Origin of the sequence: Bacteriovorax sp. Seq25_V, from assembly GCF_000447795.1 — a bacterium.
Lineage (GTDB): Bacteria > Bdellovibrionota > Bacteriovoracia > Bacteriovoracales > Bacteriovoracaceae > Halobacteriovorax_A.
The window spans coordinates 17,451-31,105 of record NZ_AUNI01000007.1 but is presented as its reverse complement, the minus strand read 5'-3'; the positions used below and the strand labels follow the sequence as shown (position 1 = coordinate 31,105).

At 36.2% G+C, this 13,655-nt stretch carries 11 protein-coding genes and 1 tRNA gene; 5 read left to right on the top strand and 7 right to left on the bottom strand.

All coding sequences use genetic code 11. The annotated features are described in order from the left end of the window. On the top strand, positions 1 to 1,814 hold a 1,814-nt coding region (locus tag M900_RS16785), incomplete at its 5' end, for a collagen-like triple helix repeat-containing protein (protein ID WP_021272929.1). Between the two features lie 62 nt (positions 1,815 to 1,876). Beyond that, positions 1,877 to 3,625 (top strand): hypothetical protein, encoded by a 1,749-nt coding sequence (locus M900_RS00800; RefSeq protein ID WP_021272928.1) that lies wholly within the window; start codon positions 1,877 to 1,879, stop codon positions 3,623 to 3,625. An 84-nt stretch (positions 3,626 to 3,709) separates the two neighbouring features. On the opposite strand, the gene M900_RS17620 is transcribed toward M900_RS00800, so the two are convergent. After that, positions 3,710 to 4,018, bottom strand: coding sequence for a hypothetical protein (locus M900_RS17620; protein WP_157680506.1), 309 nt, complete (start codon positions 4,016 to 4,018; stop codon positions 3,710 to 3,712). Between the two features lie 157 nt (positions 4,019 to 4,175). Here M900_RS17620 and M900_RS00790 point away from each other — a divergent pair, with 157 nt between their 5' ends. After that, positions 4,176 to 5,537 carry a hypothetical protein gene (locus tag M900_RS00790; RefSeq protein ID WP_157680505.1) on the top strand — a complete coding sequence of 454 codons (1,362 nt, stop codon included), beginning with the start codon at positions 4,176 to 4,178 and terminating at the stop codon, positions 5,535 to 5,537. A gap of 58 nt (positions 5,538 to 5,595) precedes the next feature. After that, on the top strand, positions 5,596 to 6,162 hold the full coding sequence (locus M900_RS00785; RefSeq protein WP_021272936.1) for a DUF4269 domain-containing protein: 567 nt from the start codon (positions 5,596 to 5,598) through the stop codon (positions 6,160 to 6,162). Positions 6,163 to 6,168: 6 nt separating this feature from the next. Here the strand turns inward: M900_RS00785 and M900_RS00780 are convergent, their stop codons facing one another. Together M900_RS00780 and M900_RS00775 are read right to left on the bottom strand one after the other, a co-directional pair. Then, on the bottom strand, positions 6,169 to 6,666 hold the full coding sequence (locus tag M900_RS00780) for a peptidylprolyl isomerase (RefSeq protein WP_021272940.1): 498 nt from the start codon (positions 6,664 to 6,666) through the stop codon (positions 6,169 to 6,171). Between the two features lie 152 nt (positions 6,667 to 6,818). Next, positions 6,819 to 6,894 (bottom strand) — tRNA-Phe (locus M900_RS00775). A 135-nt stretch (positions 6,895 to 7,029) separates the two neighbouring features. Here M900_RS00775 and M900_RS00770 point away from each other — a divergent pair. After that, positions 7,030 to 7,800 carry an alpha/beta hydrolase gene (locus tag M900_RS00770; protein WP_021272920.1) on the top strand — a complete coding sequence of 257 codons (771 nt, stop codon included), beginning with the start codon at positions 7,030 to 7,032 and terminating at the stop codon, positions 7,798 to 7,800. Here M900_RS00770 and queG read toward each other — a convergent pair. From queG to M900_RS00750, 4 genes are all read right to left on the bottom strand, one after another. Then, positions 7,785 to 8,816, bottom strand: a complete 1,032-nt coding sequence (gene queG, locus M900_RS00765) for a tRNA epoxyqueuosine(34) reductase QueG (protein ID WP_157680504.1) — start codon at positions 8,814 to 8,816, stop codon at positions 7,785 to 7,787. The two genes, M900_RS00770 and queG, sit on opposite strands and share 16 nt — an antisense overlap. Next, on the bottom strand, positions 8,791 to 10,476 hold the full coding sequence (pyk, locus tag M900_RS00760; RefSeq protein ID WP_021272939.1) for a pyruvate kinase: 1,686 nt from the start codon (positions 10,474 to 10,476) through the stop codon (positions 8,791 to 8,793). The genes queG and pyk overlap by 26 nt, the downstream gene beginning before the upstream one ends. 61 nt (positions 10,477 to 10,537) lie before the next feature. Then, on the bottom strand, positions 10,538 to 12,487 hold the full coding sequence (locus M900_RS00755; protein WP_034730656.1) for a hypothetical protein: 1,950 nt from the start codon (positions 12,485 to 12,487) through the stop codon (positions 10,538 to 10,540). A 117-nt stretch (positions 12,488 to 12,604) separates the two neighbouring features. Continuing rightward, positions 12,605 to 13,645, bottom strand: coding sequence for a DsbA family protein (locus M900_RS00750; protein ID WP_021272933.1), 1,041 nt, complete (start codon positions 13,643 to 13,645; stop codon positions 12,605 to 12,607). Between the last annotated feature and the right edge of the window lie 10 nt (positions 13,646 to 13,655).

Below are 13,655 nucleotides of genomic sequence, written 5' to 3'. Positions count from 1 at the left end.
ATAACGGATCTAACGGAGATGACGGAATCAATGGAGATAACGGTTCTAACGGAGATGACGGATCTAACGGAGATGACGGATCTAACGGAGATGACGGATCTAACGGAGATGACGGATCTAACGGAGATGACGGAGATGACGGATCTAACGGAGATGACGGATCTAACGGAGATGACGGATCTAACGGAGATGACGGATCTAACGGAGATGATACAACTCAACAAAAACCAGAGAAAAAGAACAAATTAAAAGTAAAACTAAAACCACTTGTGATTTTTGATATTGATGGAATCATGAGAACAATTAACCTAACAGCTCAAACGACTGAAAGTTTTGGTGTTGCCCTTGGATTTGAAGATTACAGAAGTGGTTTCCAAGTTCAAAAGTATGAAACAATTCTTGGTGGTCTAGGTGTTCAAGGGCAATTCTTTTTTGACAATGCTACTGGCCTTAGAAAACTATTAGGTGGAATGATTGGTTTATCCCCACTAAAGGCTTCGACTGCACTATTTAATTATAAAGTTCTTGATAAGAAAGAACTTAAAGTAACGAAGAAAAATATCCCTCATAAGACTAAAGATCTAAAAGAGTGGAGAATTGGAGATAATGTTTACTTCGAGCAAACAGGTGGGATGCTATATACAGCAGGTCTTGGTTACTCAGTTCTTGGCTCAGGAGTAACAAAAGTTGATCAAGGAGCATGGCGAGTATACGTAGAAAAAACAGATGATGAAAAAGTTCTTGTTTCTTATAACAGAGCAAAACTAACTTCATCTTCAGCTTATGTTGGTACAATCGGTATGGTTGGTTCAAGTGCAAAGCTTAGCGATAAAGGTCAAGGATTCACTTACGAGTTAGACATTAGTGACTTTAAAACAGCTAAAGCATATGAAGACCTACTACAAGGTAACGTTGCTCCAGCACAAGAAATGGCCGCCGACTTCCTTAACCCATTTGTTGAAGAAGTTGATACTTATGAATATATGACTAAAGGAAAAGCTAAGTCTTTTGTTCTTGGTGTACCATTCATTAACGTAGCAAGTTCGAAAGCTAAACTATACAACTACTCAAATGTTGATAACTCTAAAGTTGGAGTGAAGACGACTTCTGAATACGGTGTATATTTCGAAAGCTTAAATGGAAGATTTATTACAAGACACACAAATATGGCTAAAGTATTTAAGTCAGGTGTGGCCATCACAAAAGATATTAATTCAAAAGCTGAGTTCGTAGATAATATCTCTGAACTTGAGTGGTTCTATGAGAAAGATCATGCCAAATCACATGACCTTGAGAAAGCTCTTAGACTACTAAAGGCCGACACAGGTATTGTAGCGAGAGTTGATGTCCCAGCAAAGAAAGACCTGTCTTACGTAACTGTTAAGCTAACAGTGAAAGCTGATCAGAATTTTGCAAAATCAATGATCGGTCTTAGAAAGTCATCGAAGCTTTCAGATATGATTGCTAAAGCTGATTCACAGATTGAAGCTTATGTTAAAAAAGGTGATGTTGACGGTCTGTGTGGACAGCAATCTTCATCAAGCTGTGAAAAATCACTTAAACGTGAAACCAAATCTGCTCTTCAACAAATTGCTAAAGAAGCTGCTTCTTTCAATGATGTTAAGGCAAAAGACTTTGTTAACGAAACAGCTAAAATTGGTAAGCTAATCTGGAAAAACCAATTCATCTTCTCTACAGTAGCAGAGAAAATGAGTGATTGTGGAAGCCAAATTGATCTACAAATTGCTGGAGAGAAAATTTCGAACTACCAAGTTCAAAACTCAACAACAATTAATCAAGACAGTTGTTTTTAATCAAATCTAAGATTAAAATATGAGGGGGCTTAACAGCCCCCTTTTTTTTGACGGAGATAGCCTTGAAGAATCTATTTGAAATAAATTTAAAGTCCTTAGCTTTATTTAGAATATCACTTGGCTTAATTTTATTCTTCGATTTCTTAAATCGATTTTCACTAGTAAAACCCTTCTATAATGACGGTGGGATCGCCACACGCAGCTATATAATCGACAATGTCGAAATTGGCTGGAAAATGTCACTACTAAACCTTAATGGCAGTCCGGTTTTTGCGTACATTCTTTTAACTTTAGGGGTGATTACTTCATTACTTATTGCCTTTGGAGCCCGTACAAAACTGAGCTCCTTTATAGCTTGGATAATACTTCTATCGTTCCAAAATCGTTTTCCAATTATTAATCATGGAGGAGATAATCTTTTAAGAATCTTATTGTTTTTTTCTATCTTTATGCCAACAAACTACTACTTCTCTCTTGATAGATTTTTTGGAAAGTTCGACCAAATAGAAGATAGAGAATCAGTTAATACACCATTTACTTTTTTAATTTTCCTTCAAATATTTCTTATGTATGGATTCACATTTGTTTATAAGTGGGATCCTGCGTGGTTAACGAGACTCGACTCCCTTTATTACGCCATGAACTTGGATATTTTCACGACTATCTTAGGAGAGAAGCTTCTTGGTTTTCCAAAGTTGATGAGCGCGCTATCATTTTTTACCTTATGGGTTGAAGGTCTTGGCCCCTTACTTCTTCTCATCCCTTGGAAAAAATCGGCATTTAGATCTGTTGCTTTTGTACTCTTCTGGGGTCTGCACTTAGGGATACTTTTTACGATGCATCTTGGAAACTTCCCATGGATTTGTCTAGCATTATGGATACCTATATTACCGGAAAATTTTTGGCGACTTATTAAGAAAGTTCTCACTCGAAACACAGAAACTTTGACGCTTTACTACGATGGAGAATGTGGATTCTGTCGTCGTTTTTGCATATTATTGAAGGAAGTTCTTTTTGTCTCGAACTTAATAATAAAACCAAGTACGGATGATTCTTCAATCAATGAAATCATTAATTCTCAGAAGAGTTGGTTGCTAATTGATAGTCGAGGCACACAAAGTACAAGATTCAACGTCTTTGCAAAACTTCTAGATTCAAGTATCTTCTTTCCTCTTGGAGTGGTCTATAACTTAAGTCCAATTTTAGCTATCGGTAATTATGCTTACAAACATATATCAAAATACCGCTTCTTAATTGGAAAAACTTTAACTTCATTTTTTCAAGTTGATATAAAAGTTAAAACAAATTGGCCGGGAAAAACTTTTGCAACTCTTCTCATTCTCTTATCTTTTAGTTGGAACCTTGAAGGTTACCTAGGATCAGATAAATTCGATGTCAAAGACCCTTTTACAAGTATTGCTTTTACACTTGGTCTTAATCAACAGTGGAATATGTTTGCCCCTAAACCAATGAGCAATGATGCTTGGTATATTATAGATGGAGAGCTTCAAGATGGGAGTCGAATTAATCCAATCACATTAGAATCTATTTCCTTTGAAAAGCCTCGTTATCCACAAGACACAATGGAAAATTCGCAATGGCGTAAGTTCTATTTAAATCTGTCTCGCGAATCAGGTAAAACCTATATGCGAAATTTTGCCAACTATATTTGTAGAGAATGGAATACAAATAATAAAAACAAGCTGGTCGAGTATAAAATTTATCAAATGCTTGAGAGAACTCCATCTGACTACACAGCGAAGCCAGAGGTTAAACAGAACCTTATTTGGACTTATAAGTGTTATTATTGAGAGTAATCATCTGTCACTAGCTATATATCCTCAAGATTATTACCTCGAATCCTATATAACAGAATAAATTATTACTTTGATTTTTTATTTTGCGACTTTCCACTCATGACTTTCAACCAATCCCTCTGGTCCCATGCCCGAGTAAGTTGAATAGATTAATCTTACTTTCAAACCTGTAGAAAGATTTCGAGTATCATTATGGAAGACAATATCCATTTTTTTAAAGGAGAAATCTGCACATTTTGATCCATCTGTCCCTTTATACATCGATACATTTATTGATTTTAATCCAGTTACCTTATTAACACGGGCTGGAATTTCACAGGTAGTAAGCGATGAAGCAAAGCCCACCGTGCAAAACGATAAAATGATGACAAATTTTAGTTTATTCATGCTTGTATTATATACTACTCACTTTGAGTAATTCACTATATTTTCGACATTCTCTAAAGGATCAGTTTACAACTGTCCAAATACTAGACAGTATTGGAATGAAAATTAGGACTCACAGGCCTGAGTTCTGGCCCCATTATTGCTTAGTCTATTCATAATGAAAAGATATCTCATACCAATACTATTTATGCTCCAGCTTGCCTGGGGATCAGATCTCCACCTTTTTGAGGATGGTGTATTCAATGATGATTTTTCTGACGAGATCCTAGAGCAGTATCTTAAAATTGATGAAAAGATACATCTACTTGATAGAGATGTTACCTACAAGGGAATATTAGGCTCAGGTAATACGACAATGATCGTAAAAGTTTATGACCAGTCACTTGAAAAAGAAGTGGCCCTCAGGCTCCCACATGGTAATCAAGCAAAGAACTACAATATTTCTGACGGTAAGCGATTTATTAACTATACAGCAGAAGGATTTAAAGAATTAGAAGATTTTAAACTACCAATTCCTAAAATATATGAGTACCAAAAAAACTCATACCTTCTCGTTGATCTCATCGATCACGATCTTGATCTCAAAACATTTCTCGCTAGAAATGACCACTATTCAGAACAAGAAAAATCGAAAATGGTAAATTCGTTAATTTCATTTGCAAAGGAAACTGCTTTATTCGAATCAATCGGAGACTTTCACCTTCAACAAGTTGTATATTCAAAATCTAACGACAAGTGGACTCTACTTGATTGGTCAAGCAGACATCAATTAGCAAGACTTCCCTCTTCTCCAAAAATATTTTCTGATTTTCTTTTTACTGATAATAATAAAGCACTAGATGAGAATGGAACTGAACTAATCAATACTCAGGGCAAGTTTATCACTCGAGAAATTACTGATTTCGAGAAAGAAGTCGCACAAAACGTAAACGCGGCAATTGAGGATCAGCGTAGAGTTCAAGTCGAAATAGACACTCAAGACTTAGCAGCAGTAAAAAGTAAACTAGAACTCATCACAGATCACAAGGATATTTTAAAAGTATACCAGGAAATGAGTCCTATTCATTTGGCTTCATACTTCACATTACTTCAAAAAGACTTCATCACTAATCAAATCGATAAGTTTCCACAAGCCCGTATTACGTCAACAGAACTAGAACAACTTCTAAATAATTTAGGAAAATTCACTCCATACTACTTTTCGCAATTCTCAGAGAAAATATTGGCGAGTATCGAAGATCTTGATGGGTTTATGCTCTTGTACAAGAAATTTCAAATCATCGGACTTGACGAAGAAATGGAAGATGATATTTCCATGGCGATCGCAAAGAATATTGAGCGTATACTAACGAATACTTACGCAACGGCTGAAAACCTTGAAATAATTAAAAAGCTTAAAGGTGAATTTGGTGTGATTAATTACAAGTCGAGAGAAATATTAGAAAAGGCGGATGAGTTCTTAAAACCAAATCAGACTTGCAATCAGAGCGTTTTAGGCATTTTAAAAAACACACATTGAAACATCATGTAAGCTCGAGGTCTATACTTAATTATTAAAACTCGAACAGCAAATTGAAATGAAAACTCTGAAAGACGACTTTGACAAACTCAAGTATGGAACAAAAAAGCAAAGACTTGCTTACGAAGTGCTGAGAACTTCAAATATATATGAAATACTTGCGCCTTACTCTCCATTCCTAGCTGGAACAATCCCACTCGATATCGATGTAGAAAACAGTGACCTTGACATTATCTGCGAGGTACATGACTTCGATAAAATTAATAAAGCTTTAAAAAAATCGTTTGGATCCGCGACAAACTTTAAAACTTATACGATAAATGTAAGGGGAATAGAGACATATTTATGTAATTTTAGACTTAATGGTTTTGAGTTCGAAATTTTTTGTCAAGGCATTCCAGTTTTAAACCAGTATGCCGTTATTCATTATCTTGTTGAGAAAAGGATACTTGCTATTTTTGGCTCTCGGGTAAAAAATGAAATTAGAAAGTATAAAAACTTGGGCATCAAGACAGAACTCGCATTTGCAAAATATTTTAACATCCAAGGTGATCCCTATGACGAACTTGCAAAACTTCAATCTTTTTCTGACGAAAAGCTCTTAAATATTTTAAAAGAGCCTTAATTAAATTTAACTACAACCACAACCACCGCTCTCTATAATAGGGTGTCCATGCTCTAGCTCTTCCTCACTTGCTTCTCTTACACTAATTACTTCAATATCAAAATGAAGTGTCTCTCCTGCAAGAGGATGATTACCATCAACAAGAACATGGTCATCATTAACTTCAACAGCAGTTACAATGACGATCTGTCCATCTTCTGTTTCTACTTCGAACTCATCTCCAACTTGAATTTTATCTGCATCATCACCAAACTCTGACTTTGGAAGAGTTTGTAAAAGATCTTCTTGAAGGATACCGTAAGCCTCTTCTGGGGGGATAGAAGCATTGAATTTATCCCCTACTTTTTTCCCAAGAAGTACTTTCTCTAACCCCGGAACAATATTCTCTGCTCCGTGAAGATATGCTAAAGGCCCTTCTCCAGTTGATGAGTCAAGTGTCTCACCATTATCATCCGTAAGGGTAAAATGAATCTCTATTATTTTATTATCAGATATTGTTTCCATAAATTTCTCTTTAAATTAGTATATCCACTCATTAACACAGATAAGCTTTTAAATATATATGAATCATTTAAAGTGTGAATTATGCTTAATATATTATATTGAAATTTAGGCAAAAAAAAACCAGAAGTGGGTTAAACTTCTGGTTTTTTAAATGGTGCCCCGACCCGGACTCGAACCAGGGACACAAGGATTTTCAGTCCTTTGCTCTACCAACTGAGCTATCAGGGCATAATTAATTCGAGTGAGATCAAAGATAATAGAGTCTTAATAATTCGTCAAATGATTTTTTAAATTTTTTCAAGTAATTATAGACTCATAAAGTCAAAATATTGCCAAAGAGATTGAGAAATTCTACATTACCTCATGGAAAACACTCTTAGAAAAATAACACTTAAAGCAAACAATACTATTGTAAATGCTCTCGCATTTATTCCTGAGAACAATGCTAAAACTGACCGTTTCGCGATCTTCACACACGGCTATACTTCACACAAAGGCAGCATCCTTTCTTGGGCTTCTCGCATGTTTGAAGAAGGTGTAGCCTGTGTAATATTCGACCAGCCAGGGCACTTTCTAGGAAGCTTTAACGATGTTGAAAGTTTTGAAGATTTCAAGGAAGACGCTCCTTTACTTTTTCTGAAAGCATACGAGTATCTAAAAAATATTTACCCAACAGGCGGCAGTAAAATTGTTATCGGTGGCCACTCACTTGGTGCCCTAACCTCACTTATTGCGCTTGAAAATGAGTATTTCAAGTCTCTGGATACTCAGTGTATCTGTGTTGGATTTGGACTTCCACCAAGCGGAGTCACTCATATTTTTGCAACACCATTTTATAAATCAACTCTATTGATTCGTGGCCAACTTGTTAGTGAAAAACTTCACCCTGATCTTGTCTTCCCATGGATCAAGGAAAGAAAAGAAGAACTTCAAATGGTTCAAACTCGTATTCACTTCATCACAGGTGAAGATGATGCCGTAGTTGGAAAAGATGGCACAGAAAGGCTTGCTGAGTTTTTAGAATCACAAGGAAATTTAGTATCAGTAGAAAAACCAAAGAAGCTCTCTCACCATATGCCAGAGCTTGCGGCAGCCCATATTAAAAAGCATTTAAAAGATCAGTTTTTCTTGTAAAACTTTAAATTCTTAAGCATCCCCACTCTCCCCGTTCTCTCAAGTGGTGTTCCCTTGAGCTGGCGGCGATACTCACGATTAGATACACTTTCAAGACCTTGAATCATTGATGAAAGACTTGGAGTTAGAAAATTTTCAAATGCATAAGAGTTTTTTGATTTGAAACTTTGAAAATCATCACTTGTATAATTAAGCTTCCCAAGGGCTTTTTTATTCCAAGGACAAACATCCTGGCAGATATCACAGCCAAAAATTTCACCGTTTCCTTTCTCCATCCCTTCTGGCGCTTGAGCTTCTTTAAAAATTTCTATAGTAAAAGTACTAATACACTTATTCGCTGTAATTGTTCTCGTCTCAGCATTGATAGCATCAGTAGGACAAGCTTCAATACACTTTCTACAATTTCCACAATGATCAGTATCAATAAGTGGTACTTGCAAACCATGAGTTGATAAATCCACATCAAGAAAGAGCGATCCAATAATAAAATAGCTTCCAATCTCTCTATCAATCATCATTGAATTTTTTCCAAACCATCCTAAACCGGCTTTTTGTGCGAGGTCACGCTCAAGGACTGGCTGTGTATCGAGGGAGTGCATAATATTCACTTCCGGGAATATTTCTTTGATCTTGTTAGCGATCGCTTCGAGAGAGCGTCTAAGATAGTAGTGATAATCTTCACCTTCAAATCCTAGGACATAATTAGCAATTTTGTAACCGTTACTCTCTCCTGTTTGATAGAAGTCTTTTGTCATTTTCGCAGATACTGAGTAATCAAAAGCAAAAACCAATGCAGATTTAAACTCTGGAAAGTAATTGCTAATATTCTCTCTAAGATCTTTTCTCTCACCTTCAAGATAGCTTAGAACTCCGTGGTCCCCTCGCTCTACCCATTCATGAAAATTTTTGAATGAAAGGGCCTCGGGGTCTGTTACCAGGCCCCACTTTCTCGCATTAGAATTTTCTAGAATTGAGACAAGCTCTTTCATTTTAAGAATTAATATCGATAATTTCAATTGCTCCAGTTGGACAAGTTCGAACGCACTCTAAGTCCATTGTACAATCAGCAACTTTTTCCTGAGCAATATGTGTTTCATGGGTTTTCGGATCTGCCACCCAAATTCCATGAGGGCAGATAGAAATGCAATTTTGGCAAGTAGCACAGACACTAAGATCTAAGAGAATCCTTTTTTTTTTATCACTACCTTCTTCTAGTGTGTCTGATGAGCCTTCAATCTTTGGAGCATCTTTTATAATTTCGACTTTAACAGAGTTAGAACTTCCTCGAGAGAAGATTTTTCCATCACCACGAGTGATAACAACTTTATCTCCATTAAAAAGACTTAAGCGCTTCTTTGCTTCCTCAAGAATAAAGCGTTGATACCCTGGAGTATCTTCATTTGTACTCTCTACAATGAATGGATACACACCCCAATACAAACAAATCTTACGAGCTGTTCTTAGAGAGGAAGTAATACCCGCAACAGGAATTGATGGGCGAAACATAGAAACTTTTAAACAAGAATTTCCACCTTCCGTTAAGGCAAGAATTCTCCTCGCATTAACCTTTTCTGCAACCATTGATGCCGCCACCATAATTGAAGAATTAATCGATGAGAGGTCAATATTTCTAAGTAGCGGTCTTTCTTTTGGAGTTTTCTCTGCTTCGATAATGATATCACTCATCATCTTCACCGCTTCCACAGGATATTTTCCTGAAGCAGATTCACCAGAAAGCATTACAGCATCTGTACCATCCCAAATTGCGTTAGCAACGTCAGAGGCTTCCGCTCTTGTTGGTGTTGGATTATCTGTCATACTCTCAAGCATCTGAGTTGCTGTAATAACTGGCTTCATACGAGCATTACACTTCTCAATAATCTTCTTTTGAATTGAAGGAACAAGGTGGTTTCCTACCTCAACTCCCATATCCCCTCGAGCAACCATGATGACATCAGTCACATCCAGAATCTCATCGAGATTATCAATGGCCTGTGGTTTCTCTATTTTAGAGATGATTGGGATATTTACTTTTAGTTTATGAAGAAGTGATTTTACTTCTAGAATATCTTGCTTACGTCGAACGAATGAAAGTGCAACGTAATCTATATCTTGAGTCAAGGCAAACTCAAGATCTTCTCTATCTTTCTCAGTGAATGCAGGAGCAGAAACTTCACAGTCAGGAAGGTTAATCCCCTTATTAGACTTTAACTCGCCACCAACAAGTACTTCGATTTTATATACATCGCGATCTCTTGAAATCGCTCTTGCTACAAGCTTTCCATCATCAAATAGAATCCTTGCTCCATCAAAACAATCATCAACAAGTTTGTCATAGATTGTTGGGATATAGTTATCTGCATATTCAGGATATTTTTCTTTATGTGCAGACTGACCTATGACCCAAGTTTCTCCATCTTTCAGGATTAAGTTTTTTGGTAGCTTATCTGTTCTAATTTTTGGACCCTGGAGATCTACAAGGATAGCAACTTCACGACGACAACTCTTCGATGCTGTTCTAATGTTCTTGATAAGTTCAGCATGCCCTTCGTGAGTACCATGACTCATATTCACTCTTGCAACGTTTAATCCTGCAAGAATTAACTTTTCAATCATTTCTTTAGTGTTAGAAGAAGGACCTAGTGTGGCAACGATCTTTGCTCGTCTAAAAGACATATCTGCTCCAGAAAATTGTAGTTTGTCTCAGTAGTTTACCATGACAATACAATTTTACTAGTTATGCTTGGAACATTTTTGTCTTATAATCGTTAGCTTTTTCTTCAAGTGCTTCTTGATGCGCCTGACGCAATTCGGCAATTTTATCTTCGAATTGTTGCGTCATCGTTTCCTTCTCTAGAGCAGTTTGCTGTCTCAACTTATCATAGTCTGCTTTTGACTCCGAGAGTTTTGACTGAAGCTTATTTTGATAATCAGTTCTTTCTCTTCCGAGAAGATCTTCGTAGTACTCAACAGTCTTTTCAATCTGTTGATCTGACATTTCCTTTGCTTTAGAAAGTCTCTGATCGTATTGATTTCTAATCTTCATGATTGCTAGAGAGTTCTCTCTTTCCTTAGACTCGAGCATTCTACGTGTTGCATTCTCTTGTTGAACACGAGTTCTCTCGTTCATTTCGTTAAGACGGTTGATCTCTTTATTTGCTTTCTTTTGAACCGATGACAGTTTTTCCTCATACTGCTTCACAAGATTTTCATTCTCTTTTATAAGATGCTCATTTCTTTCATTTAGAGTCATCTCTTTCTTATCCATCGTCTCTCTCATCGCTTCTTTAACATCCTGAATGTCTTTGTGGTTAGAGATTCTATTGTTTTCGATGATATCAACTTTTTCTTTCGTAAAGTCTTTTTGGAGTTCAGTTAGAATTTGTCTATTCTTGTCGTTAAGAGTATTCACAGTGTCGCCAAAAGACTTTCTTTGATTTGTCAAAAGCTTTTGGTTATAGTTTTTGTCCTTGATTGCTTGTGCTTCATTTCTCATTTCGAGATTACGAAGCTCTTTTTTATAAGTATCAATTGCTTTATCTGACTTCATTTGAGTATTTGCAAGTTCATCTCTTCTAAAGTTTTTAAACTGCATGTCTTTTTCATCCATTTTGACTTGCTGCTTAAACTTTAGGTCTTTCATCGAATCAGAAAAATTATTTGCCATCTTCTCTTTCTGTTCTTGTTGAGCAAAGTTCCCCTCATCAAGATTGTTATAGATGTTTTTTATTCTATCTTCATAAGAATCAATTGTATGATTTAGTCTATCTTTAACAATTTCTGACTGATCTCCCCCTTTAATCTTCTCTGCCATCTCTCTTTTAGCCTGATAAAGATCTTGGGAAAAACCTCTTTCTAGTTCTGCCTTACGGGCTTCGTTTTCTTTAATTGCGTGTCTTCTCTGCTTTTGATTACGTGTTGAAACTTCATCAGTTAATCTTCTGAAATTCTTTTGCATATCTTTTAATTCATCATTCTTATTTTCTTTAATTGATGCCGCACGTCCATTTTGATGATCTTTAACTTGGGCGATTTGTGACTCTTGCGCCTCTCTTAGATTATTCAAATCTTTCGAGTGTTGCTCCATCGTTTTCGCATGTTTTACACTACCATCTTTTGATAGTGCTCGTTTTTCATTTTCATAGCCATGAATGAGACTACGTTTTTCTTTATTTGCAGCGAATTGATTCTCTTTAACAGAACTATTAGCTCTCTCACTCACACCATGAATATCTTCTTGAAATTGGTCATTAAGACGCTCTAATTGCTTATTATAGCGAGAACGAGTTGAGTTTAGTCTCTGCTCATTATATGCATTGCTATCTTTTTCTCTCGTCGTATAAGTATCTCTCAGTTCATCAAGACGTCTATCGAAATCTTCTTTTATACGGGCACGATCTTCCTCAAAATTTCCCTTCTCGCTCGCGAGACGATCTTGGAAATGTCTTGATCGGTCTTCAATAGCATCTTTCGTCTTGGAGTTATATTCGTTGATATAGTCAGCTTGCTGATTTTCTAATCTTGATTTTGCTTCAGTGTAGTTGTCGTATTGTTTTTTTTCTTTTGCTTCATGAAGCTCTTCAAGATTATCAAGATTCTCTTTATAATTTTTGCGAACTTCGTTATTCGCATCATTATACTTCATTCTTGCTTGGGATAATTTTGTACTGTAATCGTTTATGTCCATAGATCCACTCTATCACTGGTTTATCACTCTATGATTTTAGCAAATACCCCGCAAATAAAAAGGCCAGGGAATTTCTGCCCTGGCCTCTCTGATTAATACTACACTATTTTGGTCGCATTATTTTGCTAGCTCTTCATCGATGATTTCGCTGAAAATTTCAATAGGTTGTGCACCATTTACTAACTGTCCATTAACAAAGAATGTTGGAGTCGACTTCACACCGGCAACCTCTCCTTCACTAATAGTTTCTTTAACTTTTGCCGCATATTTCGAAGTCATTAGACAATCTTCAAATTTTTTCATGTCTAGCCCAACTCTTTTTGCTTTATCTTTTAATTGATCAACCTTTAGCTTATCTTGTTCTGCAAACATAAGATCATGTATTTTCCAAAACTTATCTTTTCCTTGCTCATATGCACAAAGACCTGCTTCCGCCGCTTTTGCTGCATCAGAGTGAAATGGAAGCGGAAAGTTCTTAAATACAACTTTAACTTTATTTCCATACTTCTTTTTTAGACCATCTATGATCTTTACTGCATTTGAACAGTAAGGACACTGGAAATCAGAGAATTCAACAATAGTTACTTTTGCATTCTCCCCACCAGTCCACGGAGCATCACCAATTTTAACATTAGCAACTGGCCTCTGCGGCTTTTCAACATATACTTCAACTGGTGATTTTTCCATCTGTCCAGCTAACCATGATTCGATTGCTTCTCTCTTTTTACTTTCAAGCAGAAACATTTCAATTCTCTTCTTTAGGTCATCATTTAGCTGTGGTATATTTCTTTCTTTTGCGAAAGCTTGAATTTCAGCATCTGTAACTTTTGCATCTTTTGCAATGAACTTCTCTAGGAACTGGTCATTTGTTAAACCTTTTTTTCCTGGATGAGTATCAATAAAGCTTTGTAGAAGATATGATTTAATTTTTGCCATTTTAATTTCAAAAACTTTCTTCTGAGCTTCGTAGATATCACTCTCCGCTCCAGCTAGAACCTCTCCTTCAGTTAATATTTTCCCATTAACTTTAGCGATTGCATCTTTAGATGGTGCTGGTTTGAAAATGAATGTTGGTGATGACTGAACTTTATTTGTACAAGCAAAGAGAATCGTAGCAAAAGCAACAACTCCAATAGTAACGACTTTACTATTTCTCATTTATATCTCC